The sequence below is a fragment of the Edaphobacter sp. 4G125 genome (assembly GCF_014274685.1).
Classification (GTDB): domain Bacteria; phylum Acidobacteriota; class Terriglobia; order Terriglobales; family Acidobacteriaceae; genus Edaphobacter.
In genome coordinates this window covers 3,036,486-3,054,883 of record NZ_CP060393.1, presented here as the reverse complement: position 1 = coordinate 3,054,883, position 18,398 = coordinate 3,036,486, and the positions used below count along the sequence as shown (strand labels likewise).

The following is an 18,398-nucleotide window of genomic DNA, read 5'->3' as shown; positions in this document are numbered from 1 at the left end:
GAAGTTAGAAGCTGAAGCCGCCGTTCACGTGAAAATTCTGGCCGGTGATCCAGATGGCACGCGGCGAGAGCAAGAAGACAGAAGCTTCCGCAATATCCGAAGGCAGTCCGAGGCGCCCAAGCGGAACCATCGCGATAGCGGCTTCCGGCGGCGCGCCCATCGCCGCCATGATCTCATTGCGGATCTTGTCTCCACCTGGTGTCTCGACGCCGCCCGGCGTGACGATGTTCACACGAATCTTGTGAGTCGCGCCGAGTTCCTTCGCCAGAGCCTTCGTGTAGTAGTTCATCGCGGCCTTGCTTGCTCCGTAGTGAACGAGTGGGCCATTGCCGGGCTGATCGCTACCGGAGGAGATATTGAGGATTGACGCTTCGGGCGACTGCTTCAATGCTGGCAATGCCGCATTGGTGATGCGGACCACAGAGAGCAGATTTGAAGCAATCGTCTCCTGCCATACCTCGTCAGAAATTGCCTCGGAGTTGGGAAGAACAAGGCTCGCGGCGGCGGCATTGTTGACGAGGATGTCAAGGCCACCAAGAGCCTTGAGTGACTCTTCCACGATCTTCTTGCAGCCTTCGGTAGTCAGAATGTCTCCCTTGATGAAGGTAGCGCCGGGAGGTGTTTGTTCGTGGCGATTGCGCGCAACGACGACGACAGATGCGCCTCCATCAATGAGACGTTGAGCGATGGCGGCGCCGATACCTCGGGAACCTCCAGTGACGAGAGCGCGGCGACCCGCGAACTCTTTGGACAGGTCAAGAACTGATTGAGACATGTTTTCTTTTCTCCTTCGGTGTCGAATGCGCCATCATGGCATAATCTGAACCTAGCGATTCAGATGTAGTGTTCGCGCATTGGTCGCAGAAAGTTTTCGTTCCATCCGAATTCATAACCGTAATGCAAGGCTTGTTGCTGGCTGTCCGGGAAACAATCTGCATCCCAATAGCTCTTCAACACATCTGTACCGTAAGATTCATAAATGCGGCCTGAAGGCCGAAGGAGTATCGCGCATGGGAAAGATTCTTGTAACGGGAGCAAGCGGAGACATCGGTAGAAAGACACTCCTCCACTTGCTGAAACTTAGGCCCGCTGAGCAACTGGTCGGTTTCGCCCGCGATCCGTCAAAGGCGTCGGATTTGGCGGCCAATGGTATCGAAATTCGGCAGGGCGATTACTACAACCGCGATTCGCTTTCACGGGCTTTCCAAGGTGTTGAGAAGCTCATGCTGACTTCGACTCACGCCTTTACCGACCGCAAGACGGCGCACGCCAATGTGATCGATGTGGCGGCGGAGACTGGCGTGCGACACCTCGTCTACATGCCGATCTATCGCAAAGCCGGTTCGACCTTCACCATGAAGGAAATTACCGAGGAAGACATCTTCTCAATCGAGAAACTGCGGTCGTCAGGGCTGGCTTATACGCTCGTACAGCACCCGCCATTCATGGAGCCCGCAATGATGTACGCCGGGCCGAACGCCGTGGAGACAGGTGTTCGGGTACCGCCAGGCGACGGCAAGTTCACATCGGCGACCCGTGATGATCTGGCAGCCGCCCATGCGACGATTCTGGCCGAGCTCGGTCACGAAGGCAAAACCTACTACCTATCGGGGGCACCATCAGTTTCGTGGGCCGAGATTGCCCATATCCTCTCGGATATCCACGGCAAGGATGTGCCCTACATCACGATCTCGGATGAGGAATACATGAAATCAATGGCAGCGTTGGGCTTTCCTGATTTCGTTGGCCCGTTCATCTTGAAGTGGGTTCAAGGCATGAATCAGGGTGAGTGGGAAGAAGTAACCGGCGACCTCGAAAGGCTCATCGGCCACAAGCCTACGACTCCCGCCGAATATTTGCGTTCAGTCGCGGATGCGGTCAAGAGCCAGGAGAGTGTGTCGTGAAGATAGGCTTTATCGGCGCGGGCGTTGTTGCTCAGACTATTGCGAAGCACATACTCGCCGTGGGTCATCGGGTGTTGTTGAGTAACACTCGAGGTCCTGACTCATTGGCCTCGCTTGTGAAAGAGCTTGGATCTGGTGCAGAAGCAGGGACACCACAGCAGGCTACTGAACAGGACATTGTCGTTCTGGCCGCAAACTGGCCAAAGGTGCAGCAGGCGCTATTTTCCATCCCCGACTGGAAAGGGCGCATTCTCGTTGATACAACCAATCGGCTCGCTGGCTTTACTCCGCTAACCCTAGGTGACATTTCAGGACGCACCTCCAGCGAAATCATTGCGGACCTTGCGCCCGGTGCAAGTGTCGTAAAGGCATTCAATTCCGTGCCGATGGCTTGGATTTCCGATTTCTCCCCATCCAAGCCACGCACAGTTCTCTTTATTTCCGGGGATGATCCCGAAGCTAAGAAACCGGTTCACAACCTCATCGACGAAATCGGCTTTGAGCCGGTCGATCTGGGCTCACTAGCCGTTGGAGGAAGGCTTCAGCAACTCGGTGGACCGCTGGCGGGTATCCGGCTCGAATTTCTCGAAAGGTTCTCTTTATGAAGGCACTCGTTTACGAGAAAGCACATAGCCTCGAAGACTTCGCTATCAAGCTGGAAGAAGTCTCAGAACCAACTCTCCGCGAGGAGGATGTCCTAGTCGATGTACATGCAGTCGGCATCAATCCGGGCGAAGCATTCATCCGCAGGACACGCAGCGCGGAGCCGGGCGGTCGTGTCCTTCTAGGTTGGGAATTTGCTGGCGTGGTTGTCGCTGCCCGCTCAGATGTTCGAGGTTTCAAAGTTGGTGACAGAGTCTTCGGCACTGGCGATATGACGCGCGACGGTGCCTGGGCTGAACGTGTGGCGGTGGACCATCGCATCATTGCCAAGATTCCCGACAACCTTCCGTTCGTTGACGCGGCCTCTCTTCCGATAGGTGCGCTTACTGCTTGGGAGGCTATGTTCCGTGAGCAAAGCGATCTGCCAGTGGGGGTCGAACGGGTGTTGATCGTGGGAGGCGCGGGTGGAGTAGGTTCCATCGCTACGCAGCTCCTGAAAGCGGAGACCAGCGCGCTCGTTATAAGCACCGCGTCGCGCCCGGAATCCCGCGAGTGGTGCCATGAGATGGGCGCTGATCTTGTGATCGACCACAGCAATGACATCCAAGAACAACTGTCGGCAGAACACATTGAGCAGGTTGACATGATTCTTTCGACCGCTAAGACCGCAGACAACCTCTCGTGGATAGCGAAGTTGCTTCGCCCCTTTGGATATCTCTCGGTCGTTGATATGTCTCCATCACTCAATGCGAACACTCTTATGTTGAAGTCCGCATCGCTCCACACGGAAATGGTCTTCAGCAAGGTGCTCCACGGGTACGACGTTGAGAGTCAAGGACGCATTCTCGAAGCTGTGGCTGCGCTTGTTTCAGAAGGACGAATCAAACCGATCGCAACAACCCGGCTCATAGGACTTACTCCCGAGACGATGAAAGCCGCCCACGAACTCCTTGAAGCGGGGCGGAATATTGGTAAGGTCGTCATCGCAACCGCAACCGTTTAACTGAACCAAGCATAGCCGGCAAGCGGCAAACGGTGCCGTGGCCTCCTTTGAAGACTCATCGCTATGCCGGTTAGGTGCCTTTCTGCTTCTGATTGGGGGTAGAAAAGGGCAGCAGGTTCGCCGTCCCTGCCAAGGAAGTCGTTGCGGTAGTAGTAGGCGGTCAGATGCCGTTCTCCGGCGAAGCTAAGCTCAAAGCACATTTCGGGGTCGCGCATCAGGTCACCGTTGACTTCGCTATAGCGGCATACGGAGAGTGCCGGAAGCCCACACGGGCCGGACTTGTCCATTGCCTCAATGACAAACTCCATATACGGTGTGTTTTCGATCTTGAGGCAGAGGCCGGGGTGGCACTCTCCAACCTTCACAAGGATGTCGAGGATGGTCTTCATGCGGCCACCTCCAAAAGCTAGTCGTTCTCGGTCTCTGCTGTGGCTTGCATGGTCAGCTCGAAGGTCTTGCCAAGGATGCAATCGGCGGCGCGTTGTGCGTTGGCGGCGGCGTGGATGACAAGGCGGTTGTCTTCTTCCAGCTTCGAGATCCAGTTCTGTATGTAGGCGGTGGTGTTGCGATCGGTGTATTCGTTGGCAATGCCAGCGATGGCACAGAGGAAGGCTGCCCCTATCTCGGCAACTAGCTCTTCCTTGCTGTACAGTTCATCCCCGAAGCGGTCGCCAAAGGTGCGATTGAGGCGGCTGCTGTGGCCGGTGCTGTGTACCAGTTCGTGAAAGAGGGTGCTGTAGTAGTGGGGCGCATCCACAAAGCGGCTCCGGGCTGGCATATGCACAGAGTCCATGCCGGGGCGGTAGTAGGCGCGGTGTTCTGTGGGGCTTGCCAGATGCAAGGCAGGGCGGTTCTCCCATGCGGTCACGATGCCTTCGCAGACTTCGTTTTCGTCTACTTCCGGAGTGGGGGTTGGCTGCTCGATCTCCGGCAGGGTGAGGTCGTCGCACTGCTCGACGTTGAACACGGTGTAACGACAGAGGAGAAAGGGGGCGCGTTCGTCCTCGTCCTTGTTCTCTTCAGTCTTCTTGTCTGGAGGCAGTTGCTTGTAAAAGACGATGGGCGTTCCCACTTCGCCTTTGCGGACATGGCCTTTCAACTCGTGCGCCTGTTTGTAGGTCAGCCAAAACGGACTGCTGAAGTTGCTCGACCAAAGCAGCATGACATTGATGCCCCGATAGGGCTTGCCGGTAAAGAAATTCCGCGGGGACGGGCTACCGGCGAAGCGTGGCGTCTTCCAAGGTTTCTCCCACGGAATCACGCCAGCCTTGAGGCTGTGAACGATGCGGTCAGTGACGGTCTGATAGATACTCGGTCGGTTCGTAGTCTTGGCTTTCTTCATGGCCTTTACTCCTTGGTCGGCTTTTGCTTTTGCACGTCCGCGTTGAAACGCGGCATGTACATGCCGAACGCCTCCTGGCGAAGGCGGGGGTAGCAAACGGAAAGGTCTTCGAGCGCAGCTTTTTGGGGGGACCGCTTGCGGGGGAGCCAAAATCCAGAGGGCGAACGGCCTTGCAGAGCGCGTGGGGCCGAGCCCCTCCATGTCTCTAGTTCTGTGTCAAGCGCAGGAATATTTGCACTGCGTTTTTTTGCCTTATTAAGGCAGCAGTTGTTTTTGTTTCTTCGAGTTCCTATGGGGTCGGGAACCGGGCAGCGTTCAGCGACAGTCGCTCAAACTTCCATACGCGGGTTGGATACCGCACGAACGTGTGTCGTCGCAGGCTTGCCTCGGACTTAGCGCGGGCGTCGGAAGGTACACCGGCCCAAGGGGCTCACGAGGATCACCATGACCGGCTACCCGGTTCCCCACACCATAGGTAAAGCGGTAAAGCGTGGGCGTTTGCTATCGTGTTGTCATGCTCAAGCTTCTGTTCGCGTTGGCTGTCTCTGCTCTTCTTGTTGAGCAGACCGTTCCAGCGCAGACAATGTCTGTTCAAGGAGTCTCCAGTAGCTCCGTGGTGCGTCAACCCGCTTCGGAAGATGCGGTCGAACGGAATATCCGAGCTATCCGATCAGGCAGTGGTCTGCCTCGTCTGAAACGGGTTCCACCATCTGAGTCGGAACTAGAGCTGACCTGCACAGCTGCGGTCACCGGCCAGGAAGTTCACGATCCTGAACTCGGCAATCTCCGCACATACGTGACAAGCGATCTGACAAGTCAGCCGGAGCAGTTGAAGCTGGTTGCGCTAGGCACCTCACAGTTCCCCGACGGTGGACCTCGAAAACCCGTGTACTCAGATAAAAGCTGGCCACGGTACTCGATCGTCGTCTTTTTAGATAAGAGCAGCACACCGGACCACCCGGTGTATCTGGTTGGTGTTGCTCGTCGTCCATCAGCCTTGGCCGAGTGGATGACACCCATCAGCGGAGACAATCCGGTGAAAGATGGGAAGGACTGGAAAAGGCAAGTGGTATCTGCCTGCCGAAAAGCGCAATAGCAAAGGACTCGATAGAGATACCTATGCTCCAGACAATCGCATCTCCTGACCGATAGCCCAGATAAAGCCCGCGAGTTCGCGTGCAAGTGCCGCCACGACGACCGTAGGCTTCTTACCGCGCGCAATCATCGTTCGATAGCGAGCGCAAAGCCTGGTCTGTGCCTTCCACGCGATATCCCTAACGTTCTTCGGCAAGCGGACGAGGATCTCGGCCTTCTCCTTAGCGACACGGGCTGGATAGCGATAGCTCCATGCCGCTTCGATCAGCATCCTCCGTGCTTCGCGGTTGCCGGTCTTCGTAATACCTCCGCGACGGATGCTGCCACCGCTGGAGTGTTCGGACGGAACGAGGCCGAGGTAGCCCATCAGCATCCGTGGCGACTCGAAGCGGCTCAGGTCGCCGGTCGTAGCCAAGAACGTGGCAGATGAGAGTAGGTCGATCCCTCGCAAGCCGCGCAGTGCTTCGACCAATGGGCCAAGCGACCAGCTTGCCGTCATCGCACCGATCCGTTCGATCAGCGCGTCTCTTCTCTCCTGTGCAGTCCACACTGCTTCGACATAATCCTGGAACACGATGCGATGAACTTCCACTTGAAAGGTCTGTCCAGCTAGCCAGGAACGGTGGCGCTGCGTCCAGTGCTTGCCGGTTGGATAAGATCGCCCGTGGCGGAGCAGGAACGCGAGTAACTGCTGACGACAGCGCATCAGATGCATGGATGCATCCACACGCGCACGAACGAGATCACGCAACGCCTCATGTGTCGCGTCCGGCACCCACACCTGCGTTAGGTCACCAGATCGGTGCAGGATCGCCAGCTTCTGCGAGTCCCGCCGATCCGTCTTGATCCTCTCACCCGGCTTGCGCGGAATCATCGAGGTCGCCGCGACCGTGCAACTGTGGCCCAACGCAGTGAGTTGGCGATAGATGTTGTAGCCGCAACCGCCGGCTTCGTAACAGAAATCGAGCTCGCCGTGCTTCGCAAGCCGCTTGGCCATCTTCGCGATGTCATCCGGCTGGTTGGGTATGACGCCGATAAACCGCACCGGGCCGTTCCGTCCATCTTCGGCCACGCTAATCGAAATGGTCTCCTTGTGGACGTCCATCCCAACGAATGATCTGACTGCCTGCATGTCTCAAGTCCTCCTCTCTACAGGAGAACCGAAGCCGGGCTTCGACTCGAGCAGAGACATACAGACTTAGCGAGGCTTGTTTTCCTTATCTGCGTGCGTCAGCACGCATGACTTGCAGGGTCGCGTTGCGGCAGGAACAGGCCGCTGAGGTAGGTGGCGGAGGAGACGCGAGGCGGACGCAGCCAAGGAGGATACTTCCTCCGGTTTGCCTATGATGAAGTGGAGATTGCCAGACAGACCGCACTACAAATAGAGGAAGGCATAATGGCGGGAATTCATAGTTGGTGGAAGTCTGAGGATAAAGAACGTTTCTGGCTCGAAGTCACACGCCGGCCGGATATCGGTAGCAACCTCAAAGCTCCGCAAGCTGGCGAAAACGGACAGGAGCATTGGAGTTATTCGCTCATCAAGCACCTCCGACCGGGAGATGTTGTTTTCCACTATGACGGCAATGTTCAACAGATTGTGGCGCAATCAAAGGTTGTCGGTGAGCACTGGGGTGACGAAGTGCTGTGGGCCGCTCGCGGAACTTCGGCGCGTTCAGCCGGTATAGAGCCACACACTCGTCCGGGCTGGTATCACGGGCTTGAGGCGTTCAATCGCCTAAATCATCCTGTCGATCTGGAGATGATTAGAGCGAAAAAGGGTGCGATCAAGGTGATAATTGATGACCTGCAGACTCGATACGGTTCCCCACTTTACTTCCCATTCGAGGTATCGAATAGGCCAATGAGGCCGCTGCAAGGATATTTATTCAAATTCCCTCACGCACTTGTGAATCTCCTCGGCATGGACTTTGCTGCGAACACCGTTCCGCATCCGCAAGAGAGCGTTACCGAAAGGCCCATCAAAGACAATTACCGACGCGCTGATGAAGCTGCATCCGTCGCTGAACGCGACGCATTCTCTGTTGATCCTGCGCTAGTGGAGAGAGGTGTCCGAGGGCACGCAAAAACACAGAATCTATTTGCCGATTTTCTCACCAAGCAGGGCCATGTACCTCGTTCGCCCTCGGCGGACGAGCCGAACTTCGACATCGCGTGGCAAGCGACCGAAAGGCACTACGTCGCCGAAGTGAAGTCGCTGACGAACCAAAATGAAGAGAAACAAATGCGATTGGGACTTGGGCAAGTTCTTAGGTACGCCCACACCATGCGCGAGCTCAAGGCATGTCCCGTTCTGATTGTCGAACGAAAACCGCGTGACGGCTCCTGGATCGAGCTTTGTTCTTCGCTTGGAGTTCTTCTCGTCTGGCCCGAGCTATTGCTGGAGCAAAAGTGGCCACCACCATTGGATTCACTTTAGTGAGTTAACCGACAGCGTCGTTTGAATTAAGAGTAATCATTATGGACATTAGCCAGTTAGCTATGGAGTACTGAGTGAAGGACAAGAGGACAGATCAGTTTCTACTCCGGAGAGTTTAATGAACGAAGCAACGTTTGAGAGCCATTTGGCTACTGCGCTTTTGTCGCTGTTTCCAACGCCCCTCCGCACCCAAGTAGAAACCCAACGAGTGTTTACACTCAAGCTCGGTCATAACACATTTGAGATAGATGCGAGAAAGACACTACAACGTGGACGCGGAGATGTAATCCTGTCTGTAGCTGAAAAACCTACCGTACTGCTGGAACTGAAGGGCCCAGAGATTGCTCTAACGGACGAAGATGTCGAGCAAGGATTAAGCTATGCCCGACTGCATCGGCCCATGATACCTCTGCTCGCGGTTACAAATGGTGCATCGACTGAACTCTATGCGACTTTCGATGGTAAGAAGCTCGATGGCACATCCATTGACGAGAAAGTGTTAGCGCAAGTCCTGCAACGTGGGTCCCAATTGGCTTCCTCTGCACGAGAAGAAGCAATTCGGAGCATCATCGGAGGAAGTCCTGAGACGTGGGCCGCCGCTCTCCGCGCAGAAACCAAACGACTGTTAGAAGACCTAAAAGCACAACGGAGCGATTTCACGAAACCGCTGAGCTCAGACTTTAGCTTGCCGCGACGGGCTACCGCGATTCTCGGAGGTGGCTTCTCTATAGCGGGTGAGAAAGCCCTAGCTCTCGTTGGACCTCCTCTCTCAGGAAAGACTAACGTCATTGCGGAACTGTGCTGTCGGGCTGAAGAGTTCAGCCTCGCGCCGCTCTATATCGATTGCATGGAAGCATCAGATCTGCTCGAAGAAATTTCGCGAGCTCTTACCGACTCACTAGGCACCAGTATTCCGCGCGATCAAGTGTATGACTGGCTTCGTCTGGGCATGGGAACGACGGGAGATGACCGCCCCCGCCTTCTCCTGATTCTCGATTCCTTGTTTCCATCTGACTCTGCCGAGCTAATGAAGCAGGCGAGCCAGTTACTCGGCAGTGCCGGAGACAAATTCTCCATACTTTATGCGCTAACGGATGGAGATTGGGATAGAGTACGCAGCGTTCCCGGCCGGATGACGTTGTCGAAGCTTGGGCGGCACGCGAAAGCAGTCATGATGCGAGAGTTGACCGACGACGAATTGGAGGTTGCACAGACGAATCTTCGTGAAGGAGAGAGGACGCTTTTACCTAATCCTGAACAATTTGAGCTCTCTATGCGGCAACCGCACATCCTTCGCCTGATGATGTCCCTGGAAGACGATAAAGAGGAAATGCCAGAAGGAATGGTGCGCCGCGTCCCTCCCGTACTTCCGACAACATTTCTGAGGGCGCTATGGGATCGCACCGCCACCTCATCTGAGCTGCGTGCGGACTATCTCGCCCTTGCCAACTGCTACTTTCAAGATTCTCCAGCACGTCAGCAGAGCGTCCATCTCACCGCCATTGGGATGGGAATCGGCGTAATCTCCCTTGAAGGAGCACAGGCCCATTTGACGTCAGAAGTATTCAATCGACTTTTGGCGCAAGGCCATATCAAACGAATCCCACTGTTGTCTTCCGTAGTCATTGTCCCGACCGTTCCTGAATTACTCAGTGCCGCCTGCGTTCCTGTTCTGATGCCGATGCTTTTGAAGAGGGTGGAGATGGAGGGTGAGGAAGCGGCAACAAATGCGTTATTGCGATGGACACGAAGCTTGGCGCTAGGGGATCGGGTTGCAGCTTCCGTTTTGATTGATCTTGCGCTACGCGATGCAGCTCTTTTCTTTGAGATCGCTGGGCGACTCATGGAACTGGAGCCCCACGAAGAACTAAAAGATAGTGGCAACTTCCTGATGCAAGCGCCTGGAGGCCATCTTGTCGAGCTTATATATGACGGCGATGCCCTGCGGCTGAAGTTTGAGGATGGCACTGAGCAGGAATTGGAGTGGCCCGAAGATGAAGGCCCTCTCCGGCTGTTGACAGACATCCACCCGTGGCAAATTCTCTCTCACCTTTCTTATGCGGGCATCGCCATCAACCAAGAGCCGGGTCCAGTTCTGATAGCGCCCTCGATTTTCATGCGAGTTGGCAAATTCCGAGCTACATTGCGAGATGTGGGTCGCCCATCCTTCGAGCATGCAAGTTCGGTCTATGAACATGCTCTGCCAGGCTACGGCTCAGTGCCATGCCCCGCCCGCGGCATAGTCGAGGCTATTACCTATGGAATGCACGTCAACATGCTTCGTTATGGTGATGCGATGGACGAACATATCCGGGAGGCAATTGCCGACGGCGATCCGGCTCTCCTGATGCGTCTATACGTAGCTGCTCGTTCGCTCGATGGGATCGCGGACACGGAGGTGGCGACCCGAGTTGCCCGAGTGACCAAAGAGTTACATAGCGCTTTAAACAAGGTCTTTTCTGTCATTGAGGAAGAGGAGCACGCACGCTGACGCTCCGAAGCTCTATTCGTGAGGGGACATGGAGCGCGTCCGTGAGATGGAGGAAGATGGCGCCAGGGCGTTTTGGTTAAAAGCCTTGCCGTTGCCGGAATCTATTTGACACAGGCTCCCAGCTGCCGCCCTCTTGCCCTTCTTGCCATGTAGCTTTTGTTGCCGAAGCCGGTTTTGTTTACGTGGCCGTGGCTCATATGTAGTCGATATAGATCGAGCGTTCCTGCAAATACAATTTGCACATGAGGGAAAGAGCTGATCAAACGGTGGTTGCCGCAGAGCCGACTTCTAAGCTTCTAGAAGCCCTACTCGATGAAGCCGCATCGGTCTTCGTCAAAAAGCTCTCGACAAATGATCGCGGATGGAGCTGGGAAGCACGCATTACGAATCAGGCTGGCCCATATGTACCGCCGAAAGAAAGAGACTCAGGCTTTTTCCCACCTCTTTCTGCGAAGATCCGGGAGGAAGGCGAAGCGGAGATTCGGGAAGTATTCTTCTTTACCGAATGGCCTCAAGTCCGCCCGGAGAGGCGAAAGACGCGACTCGTTCATTACACCAGCAAGGGGCCGGAGACTCATCTCACGCGCGTCCCTAAAGAAGCATTCGCATCACTTGCGCCGGCTTCATTTCTGGTCATGGGCAGGATCGAGCCAGCAGATGGTGAGCCCTTCTACAGGTGCCTCACCATAGACTCAATCTCAGACGATGTCGACATACTCTCCGAACGGCTGTCGATTGATCCCGCTTTCTTCTTTTCTGAGATCATCCAGCCAGCTCAAAGAGACGCAGCCATCCAAGAGCGGCAGCTCACGTTTCTCGAACTGGTACTGAAAGCGTTCCGGGATGGTGAGCTCGTCAGCTTCGCCGCTGCACACGCTGTGTTGCCCGACCCAGCGGTCCTCGCCATGATGGCGCGGGAAAGTTTTCTGGGGAAACATGGCATTCCAGATTTGAATCCCTTCAAGCTGGACAGACCGGGAGATGCTGTTCGCGAAATCAGTCGCGGGATTGAGTGGGCACTGTTCAAAAACTTCCAGCTAAAGGCGAGGTCGCTCGAACTCGTGAACCTGATCGTCGGAGATGACCCCACCTCGGCGTCGGTAGAGAAAGTAATCACATCGCTTGTGAGTCAATATCAAAGGATCGACGCGATCCTGCTGTCGGCCAGCCAGCAGAGAAAATCGCGGGCCGGCTCTTCATTTGAGAGTCATATTGAACAGCTTCTGATCGACGGACGGGTACCCTTCAAGAAACAGGTGGTTCTCACTGCCCTAAAGCGGCCGGACTTCATCCTGCCGTCGTTGACTCTATTCCGGAATAAGGAACGGGCGAAAGAGGACGTTCTGATTCTGAGCGCGAAAACTACTCTGAGAGAGCGATGGAAACAGGTTCAGAGCGAGATGATCAACTGCGATCTCTTTCTCGCTACGGTGGACGAGAACGTCGCCGGGAATGCTATTGAAGAGATGGCATCCATGGGCATCACGCTTGTCGTGCCAGAAAGCCTGAAGTCATCGAAGATTACCGAATATGAAGATCATGCCAATGTCATCGACTTTAAGACATTCTTTGAACATGAAGTTCGTACCCGGCGCATGTCCAAATGGCAAGCGACCGTCGGGTGAGATAGATGGCAGGATCAAGCAGATAGCATCCTCGGGCATGTTGGCATGATCGTAGTGTCCCTGCTTATGCAGTTGCCGATTCCTTAACGGATGGCATGTCAGGATGGCCTATATGAAGATGCCATACTGTGATTATGCTGAGTACTCCGTTCGGCGATCTGACGACACTTAATCTCCGCGATTCGGACACGCAGCAGCTCGTGTTGTTCTATGACAAGCACCAGATCCTGGAAGGCCTTGTTGCCGAGAACACTGCGGATCAGGTACTCGAAGGCGCACTCACATCTGACTGCTCTCTAACGCCGTTACGTGTGGTTTCGGTCGTCGGCGCGCGGAGCGGCAGCAACAAACGCACCGTGCTGGTGCTGGATCAGGGGACGGCCCCGGAACTGCTGCATCCTTATTTGGAACAGCTCTCGCGGCAATTCGGTGTGAAGCTGGTTCGCTACGATTCAACAGCGCGCGACTTGGTCACCCACCCCGGAGCTTATCGACCGGGTATAGAACTCACCGCTTCCTACGGAGCACTGACCCAAAAACTACGTTCCAGTGGCTTCACAAAGGTGGAATCTGCGGTCCGTAATGAGATGCGACAGCAACAGGGCTTCTGGGGCCAGCTCGTGGGAGCTTACGGGAATCGTCTGGGGGATGCGGTGGTGCTCCCCAGATTGTTCAAAAACTTCGCGGTGCAACCTTATTTCGACCGCGGGATATGGGACATTGATCGCGTGTATTGGGATGAGCGCAGACGGGTTTATGGCGTGATCGAGGTGAAGCACAAGTATCCCTTCGGAAAGGAGCCCTGGAGATTAAAGTTTGGAATCAACTGCGGAAGCTGCGGCGTGCTGCGGGATCTGGCGTCGGTTGGGTTCCGCTGCTTTCACTCCATCATGCTCAAGCCGTACTGGAACGATACCCAGACCGTGACCTATCTCTTCAATGACATGAAGGCTCGAAGCCGTGTCTTGTTCTGCGGGAAGCACTTTAGCTTCGACGATCTGGACGCGCTCTATCACCAAAAGGCGAAGACCTCGCCGGGAAAGACTACTCTGACGGGTCAGGGCGATATGCAGTACGTCAGCTTCGCGGCATCGAGCCTGTATCGCATCGGTCTGCTGAATGACACGAACATCTCCGAACGCTTCGCGGCTGCCCTCAATGGCGAACTGCAGGATCACGTGACAGATACCGAGATCAGAAACCTGAGGCTCGAAGCCAAGTAGTTTCGCCTCTTCTTCGATTTTTCTGGACATTGGGACACATTTGGGACACAATGTCCTCTGACATGCCCAGCGAAACCCATTCGACCGATACTGGCCAGACCCTCGAGCTTTTAGCTCAGGTTCGCCAGCGCTACACACAGCGGCAAATTTCAGAGCATCTGAAGGTGGCCTCCAAAACCATCAGCCGATGGGAGAGCCGCAAAACGGAATGCCCGGCTTACGTGCAGGCTGCACTGCGCGAAATGCTGCCCGTCCGAACGACAGCAGACCCTGCCGATGCAGACTTCACCTTCATCGATCTCTTCGCCGGGATCGGGGGGATGAGGAAGGGCTTTGAGAGTGCTGGGGGACGCTGCATCTTTACGAGTGAATGGAACGAGTGGTCTCAGGAGACCTATCGTACAAACTTCGCGGAGGATGCACACGAGATCGTCGGCGACATCGTTCCCTATGACGCGGAGGAGATTCCGGATCACGATGTTCTGCTGGCAGGCTTCCCGTGCCAGCCCTTTTCTATCGCAGGGGTCAGCAAGAAAAATGCGTTGGGCAGACCTCACGGGTTTGAATGCACAACTCAGGGAACGCTGTTCTTTGATGTCGCCCGCATTATCCAGACGAAACGTCCGAAGGCTTTTTTGCTTGAGAACGTGAAAAACCTCGTTAGCCACGATGGCGGCAACACGTTCCGAGTGATCAAGGAAACGCTTGAAAAGGAACTCGGATATCACGTCCGCGCCAAAGTGCTCGATGGCCGCTACTTTGTGCCGCAGCATCGGGAACGCATCCTGATTGTGGGTTTCCGTGAAGCGACCGGATTTAGCTTTGATGATTTCAAGCATCCGGATGTGGGACCGACACTCGGCACGATCCTTCACCCTGAGGACGATAGTGAAGAGATTGAAGAACGCTTCCTTACCCCCAAAGGTAAGGTGCAGCCAAAGTATGTCCTGACGGAGAAGCTCTGGGTCTACCTACAGAACTATGCTGCAAAACATAAGGCAGCAGGAAATGGATTCGGGTTCGGACTGGTCACGCCGGACATGGTGGCGCGAACCCTGAGTGCGCGCTATTACAAGGACGGCTCCGAGATTCTGATTGATCGTGGAAGGAAGAAGACGCCGCGCCGTCTGACACCACGCGAGTGTGCCCGTCTTATGGGCTTTGACACTCCCAACCAGAAATTCAAGATTCCTGTCTCCGACACGCAGGCCTACAAGCAGTTCGGAAACAGTGTGGTGGTTCCTGTGATCGCGGAGGTTGCGCGCATCATGGCTCCTCATATAGCAATGCTGCAGCGGTACGAAGATACAGGAGTGCTCGAACTTCCATTATTCGGGCCTGCAACAGGAGCCTATGAGAGCCGGTTACCTATCTGAATTTTTCAGCGGAGTAGCGATCAAGCGCCTGAGTGCGGTGGAAGCGGATCTCGTTCGCAGCCACCAGCATGAGTTTAACGGGGATAAAGGCCTCATTCGGGTTCTTGGCAGGACAGAGGTCAAGCGTTATTTCGACGCACTCTGGGTCTATCTGAGCGACAGTGACGATGAACCGATTGTTGCTCGTTGCACGCTGACTTGGTACGACGCCCGCGTGGATCGCCGTCCACGCACGGAGCATCGCTTTTACTTCCCGACGAATCCCGTCTCGATTGTGGCTGCCGAAGGCGATCTCCTGGTAGTCGCCCGCCGTCCGGACGATTCGGTGCTCATCATCATTGCGCAGGGCGGTTCTACTATCGCCAGTCAGGTACAGTGGCTGTTCGGTGTGGCTGTACAACACAAAGGTTTCTCCGTTCGAGAGGAGCTCGAAACCGAACAGGACCGGATTCAATTCGCATCCGCCTTTATCCTGGAACAGCTTGGCATTGACGCGGACGCACCGGCCGCGGCGGAGAACTATCTGGATGCCATGCTGGCTCGTTTCAACGGACAGCTTCCGCCCACGGCTGCCTTCTCTGCGTACGCGCGAGAGACACTGCCAGACCTCGACCCTATGGCTGATCCGGATGGCGCACTGCTGGGCTGGATGGAACGAGAGGAGATTCTGTTCCGCACGATGGAGAAGCATATCCTCGGCGACCGCCTGCAGAAGGGCTTTGCCGATGATGTGGACGGATTTCTTGCGTTCTCGCTCGCGGTTCAGAATCGACGCAAGAGTCGTTCAGGCCGTGCTCTCGAAAACCATTTGCAGGTCATCTTCGATGCAAACAGAATTAGGTATCAGCGCGGCGCTCTGACCGAAGCGAAGCAAAAGCCTGACTTCCTGTTCCCCGGCGGCAAGGAATATGCGGACCTCAGCTTTGAGGCCACACTGCTGACTATGCTCGGCGCAAAGACGACCTGCAAGGATCGCTGGCGTCAGGTCCTCGCAGAAGCAAAGCGCATTGACCATAAGCATCTACTGACACTGGAAGCGGCGATCAGCGTTGCGCAGACGGACCAGATGAAAGAATATAAGTTGCAGCTCGTACTACCTCGTGGACTGCATGGTACGTTTACAGCGCCACAGCAACGTGAGCTGATGACGCTGGCCAATTTCACAGCTATGGTGAAGCAACGCGAAGCTGCCAGCACTACACGGTAAAACTTCAGGAGCGAAGATGGCTGGCCGAAAACTCGTAAATCTCGACGCGATGATTCCTCGCGCGGACTTCGCTCTGGTGGAGGGCGGCAACGTGCCGGCCGCTGAAACGATCGCAAATATCGGCACACGTGATTTCAAACCTGACGGAATTTTGCCCCTGCTGCGTAAGCCTGATTTTCAACGGGAGACGAACCACTGGAACCCGGCGCAAATTACTCTGCTTATCAAGTCTTTTGTCGATGGCGATTTGATCCCATCTGTCATTCTGTGGCGCTCCAGCGGTTCTATCTTTGTCATTGACGGTGGCCACCGTCTCAGCGTCCTGCGTGCATGGATCGAAGACGACTACGGCGATCGTGCTATTTCTCAAACCTTCTTTGGCTTCAATATCAACGACAACCAGAAGAAGGCCGCGAAGGAAACACGCCAGCTTGTAGAGCGTGAAGTTGGCACCTATCAGCAATGGATCGCAAAGGGTCAGATTCCAGACCTCCCGAAGGAAGAGAAAGAGAGAACGGCAAACGTCCTGACGCGTTCAATTCCTATTCAGTGGGTCAATGGCAACGCTGAAACCGCGCAGGCCTCATTTCTAAAGATCAACACGCAGGGTACGCCCCTGGATGACATCGAAATGCTGCTGATCCGCAACCGGAAACGGCCGGCTGCAATCGCCGCGCGCTCCATCATTCGCGCAGGGATGGGGCATAAATACTGGTCCAGCTTCCCCAAGGAAAAGCAGAAGCTCATCGAAGAAAAGTCAAGCCAGTTGTATCAATGGTTGTTTGAGCCGGAAGTGGACTCCCCCATTAAAACTCTCGACCTGCCCCTCGGTGGTGGGGCCGGCGTGCGCACAGCGTTACGCCTGCTGGTGGACTTCGTGATGGTTGCCAGCCGTGACCAGCAGGGCGATCCGGTAAAGGTAGAGGATGAGACAGAGGACGAAAACGGCGATGGCACGATCTTTGTGCTGGACCGTACTCTACGCCTCGCAGGCCGTATCACCGGAAATGACAATGGTAGCCTCGGCCTGCATCCGGCCGTGTATTTCTACGGCCCTTCTGGAACACATGTGGGCGCTCTGTTCATGGGAATGTCCACCTTGCTTGCCCGCAAGCTACTGAACCATGACACGGCATTCTTCCAAAAATTCAGCAAGGTCCGTAAGCCGGTGGAAGAGGCTCTGATTGAGCACAAGCGATTGATTGCTGCCGTCATACAAAACACGCGAAGTGCCAAGCGATATGACGTTATCGCGGACCTCTTCATGTACTTGATTGACTCATACAGCAAAGGCGTGACACCCACGGAGGAAGACATCGTTTCCAAGGCGGGTGTCGAAGGGAAAATCATCCTCGGCGTCGAAAGACAACAATCGTCCCGCTTCGCAACGGAGACGAAAAGTGCCATATATCTGCGTGACGCCTTGGCTTCCGCGCTTCGCTGCAGCATCTGCGGCGGCTATCTCGACCCCACCAAGTCTGTTTCTTACGACCATAAAAAGCGTGTACGCGAGGGCGGTGTCGGAACAGAGGACAATGGCCAGTTGGCTCATCACTATTGCAACCAGTCTGTAAAAAATTGACGGACGTACACAATTCCGAACAGCGCAGCCGCAACATGGCCGCCATACGTGGGAAGGATACGAAGCCTGAGATGCGCGTGCGCTCTCTGCTTCATTCAATGGGATTTCGATATAGGCTGCATCGCAAAGATCTTCCGGGTCGGCCTGATATCGTGCTTACGAAGTACCGCACGGTAATTTTCGTACATGGGTGCTTCTGGCATTGTCACGACTGCCGTTGGGGCAATGTCATACCAAAGACTCGCGCTGATTTCTGGAAAGAAAAGAGAGGCGGAACCATAGCCCGTGATGTTAGAAATCGCGCAGCATTGGAAGCTGCAGGATGGCGGGTCATCGTTGTCTGGGAATGTGAAACGCGATCAGAGGGCGAATTGAAATCCTTCCTACGTTCCCACCTCTCGGCTGCTTCGACACCATCTTCAATTGTCGGCTGATCAGCGGGCGCAAGAATTGTACTCTGTCAGTAAGCACAGGATGCAGTGCAAAAGGTAGTATCGCAGGCCGTTCTCC

General features: G+C 55.2%; 16 protein-coding genes. 12 read left to right on the top strand and 4 right to left on the bottom strand.

The genetic code is table 11. The annotated features are described in order from the left end of the window. Positions 1-4: 4 nt before the first annotated feature. A complete protein-coding gene (locus H7846_RS12690) occupies positions 5-775 on the bottom strand; it encodes an oxidoreductase (protein WP_186692542.1) in 771 nt (256 codons plus the stop codon). Between the two features lie 235 nt (positions 776-1,010). Here H7846_RS12690 and H7846_RS12685 point away from each other — a divergent pair, with 235 nt between their 5' ends. From H7846_RS12685 to H7846_RS12675, 3 genes are read left to right on the top strand one after another with little or no spacing between them, the layout of a single operon-like run. Then, a complete protein-coding gene (locus H7846_RS12685) occupies positions 1,011-1,904 on the top strand; it encodes an NAD(P)H-binding protein (RefSeq protein ID WP_186692541.1) in 894 nt (297 codons plus the stop codon). Beyond that, positions 1,901-2,509: an NADPH-dependent F420 reductase gene (locus H7846_RS12680; RefSeq protein ID WP_186692540.1), complete on the top strand. Its 609-nt coding sequence runs from the start codon at positions 1,901-1,903 to the stop codon at positions 2,507-2,509. The genes H7846_RS12685 and H7846_RS12680 overlap by 4 nt, the downstream gene beginning before the upstream one ends. Continuing rightward, complete coding sequence (locus H7846_RS12675) at positions 2,506-3,510, top strand: zinc-binding alcohol dehydrogenase family protein (protein ID WP_186692539.1); 1,005 nt, start codon at positions 2,506-2,508, stop codon at positions 3,508-3,510. The genes H7846_RS12680 and H7846_RS12675 overlap by 4 nt, the downstream gene beginning before the upstream one ends. Here the strand turns inward: H7846_RS12675 and H7846_RS12670 are convergent. Both H7846_RS12670 and H7846_RS12665 read right to left on the bottom strand, forming a co-directional pair. Then, a complete protein-coding gene (locus H7846_RS12670; protein WP_186692538.1) occupies positions 3,507-3,899 on the bottom strand; it encodes a DUF6908 domain-containing protein in 393 nt (130 codons plus the stop codon). The two genes, H7846_RS12675 and H7846_RS12670, sit on opposite strands and share 4 nt — an antisense overlap. 17 nt (positions 3,900-3,916) lie before the next feature. Further along, complete coding sequence (locus tag H7846_RS12665) at positions 3,917-4,852, bottom strand: ArdC family protein (RefSeq protein WP_186692537.1); 936 nt, start codon at positions 4,850-4,852, stop codon at positions 3,917-3,919. A gap of 490 nt (positions 4,853-5,342) precedes the next feature. On the opposite strand from H7846_RS12665, the gene H7846_RS12660 reads away from it, so the two are divergent. After that, positions 5,343-5,948, top strand: coding sequence for a hypothetical protein (locus H7846_RS12660; RefSeq protein WP_186692536.1), 606 nt, complete (start codon positions 5,343-5,345; stop codon positions 5,946-5,948). A gap of 21 nt (positions 5,949-5,969) precedes the next feature. On the opposite strand, the gene H7846_RS12655 is transcribed toward H7846_RS12660, so the two are convergent. Continuing rightward, positions 5,970-7,079 (bottom strand): IS110 family RNA-guided transposase, encoded by a 1,110-nt coding sequence (locus H7846_RS12655; RefSeq protein WP_186692535.1) that lies wholly within the window; start codon positions 7,077-7,079, stop codon positions 5,970-5,972. A 264-nt stretch (positions 7,080-7,343) separates the two neighbouring features. Between H7846_RS12655 and H7846_RS12650 the strand changes: the two genes are divergently transcribed. The 8 genes from H7846_RS12650 (at position 7,344) to H7846_RS12615 (ending at position 18,322) form a co-directional block, all read left to right on the top strand. Next, positions 7,344-8,384, top strand: coding sequence for a hypothetical protein (locus H7846_RS12650; RefSeq protein WP_186692533.1), 1,041 nt, complete (start codon positions 7,344-7,346; stop codon positions 8,382-8,384). Positions 8,385-8,502: 118 nt separating this feature from the next. After that, positions 8,503-10,875, top strand: a complete 2,373-nt coding sequence (locus H7846_RS12645; protein WP_186692531.1) for a hypothetical protein — start codon at positions 8,503-8,505, stop codon at positions 10,873-10,875. 242 nt (positions 10,876-11,117) lie between these two features. Beyond that, a complete protein-coding gene (locus tag H7846_RS12640) occupies positions 11,118-12,500 on the top strand; it encodes a type II restriction endonuclease (protein ID WP_186692529.1) in 1,383 nt (460 codons plus the stop codon). A 134-nt stretch (positions 12,501-12,634) separates the two neighbouring features. Next, positions 12,635-13,723 (top strand): hypothetical protein, encoded by a 1,089-nt coding sequence (locus tag H7846_RS12635; RefSeq protein ID WP_186692528.1) that lies wholly within the window; start codon positions 12,635-12,637, stop codon positions 13,721-13,723. Positions 13,724-13,785: 62 nt separating this feature from the next. Then, the gene (dcm, locus tag H7846_RS12630; RefSeq protein ID WP_304487879.1) at positions 13,786-15,099 is read left to right on the top strand and encodes a DNA (cytosine-5-)-methyltransferase; all 1,314 of its coding nucleotides are present in this window, start codon (positions 13,786-13,788) and stop codon (positions 15,097-15,099) included. Next, on the top strand, positions 15,077-16,306 hold the full coding sequence (locus H7846_RS12625) for a type II restriction endonuclease (protein WP_186692526.1): 1,230 nt from the start codon (positions 15,077-15,079) through the stop codon (positions 16,304-16,306). The genes dcm and H7846_RS12625 overlap by 23 nt, the downstream gene beginning before the upstream one ends. Positions 16,307-16,322: 16 nt before the next feature. After that, entirely contained in the window at positions 16,323-17,888 is a 1,566-nt protein-coding gene (locus tag H7846_RS12620; RefSeq protein ID WP_186692525.1) for an HNH endonuclease family protein, read from the top strand. Continuing rightward, entirely contained in the window at positions 17,864-18,322 is a 459-nt protein-coding gene (locus tag H7846_RS12615; protein ID WP_370561247.1) for a very short patch repair endonuclease, read from the top strand. Before H7846_RS12620 ends, H7846_RS12615 begins: the two co-directional genes overlap by 25 nt. Positions 18,323-18,398: the final 76 nt, after the last annotated feature.

What these genes read in the sequence shown, in the direction of transcription:
- H7846_RS12625 (WP_186692526.1), top strand. Translation starts at nt 15,077, where the DNA reads ATGAGAGCCGGTTACCTATCTGAATTTTTCAGCGGAGTAGCGATCAAG.
- H7846_RS12675 (WP_186692539.1), top strand. Translation starts at nt 2,506, where the DNA reads ATGAAGGCACTCGTTTACGAGAAAGCACATAGCCTCGAAGACTTCGCT.
- H7846_RS12690 (WP_186692542.1), bottom strand. Translation starts at nt 775, where the DNA reads ATGTCTCAATCAGTTCTTGACCTGTCCAAAGAGTTCGCGGGTCGCCGC.
- H7846_RS12620 (WP_186692525.1), top strand. Translation starts at nt 16,323, where the DNA reads ATGGCTGGCCGAAAACTCGTAAATCTCGACGCGATGATTCCTCGCGCG.
- H7846_RS12665 (WP_186692537.1), bottom strand. Translation starts at nt 4,852, where the DNA reads ATGAAGAAAGCCAAGACTACGAACCGACCGAGTATCTATCAGACCGTC.
- H7846_RS12645 (WP_186692531.1), top strand. Translation starts at nt 8,503, where the DNA reads ATGAACGAAGCAACGTTTGAGAGCCATTTGGCTACTGCGCTTTTGTCG.
- H7846_RS12685 (WP_186692541.1), top strand. Translation starts at nt 1,011, where the DNA reads ATGGGAAAGATTCTTGTAACGGGAGCAAGCGGAGACATCGGTAGAAAG.
- H7846_RS12650 (WP_186692533.1), top strand. Translation starts at nt 7,344, where the DNA reads ATGGCGGGAATTCATAGTTGGTGGAAGTCTGAGGATAAAGAACGTTTC.
- H7846_RS12640 (WP_186692529.1), top strand. Translation starts at nt 11,118, where the DNA reads ATGAGGGAAAGAGCTGATCAAACGGTGGTTGCCGCAGAGCCGACTTCT.
- H7846_RS12635 (WP_186692528.1), top strand. Translation starts at nt 12,635, where the DNA reads ATGCTGAGTACTCCGTTCGGCGATCTGACGACACTTAATCTCCGCGAT.
- H7846_RS12655 (WP_186692535.1), bottom strand. Translation starts at nt 7,079, where the DNA reads ATGCAGGCAGTCAGATCATTCGTTGGGATGGACGTCCACAAGGAGACC.
- dcm (WP_304487879.1), top strand. Translation starts at nt 13,786, where the DNA reads ATGCCCAGCGAAACCCATTCGACCGATACTGGCCAGACCCTCGAGCTT.
- H7846_RS12670 (WP_186692538.1), bottom strand. Translation starts at nt 3,899, where the DNA reads ATGAAGACCATCCTCGACATCCTTGTGAAGGTTGGAGAGTGCCACCCC.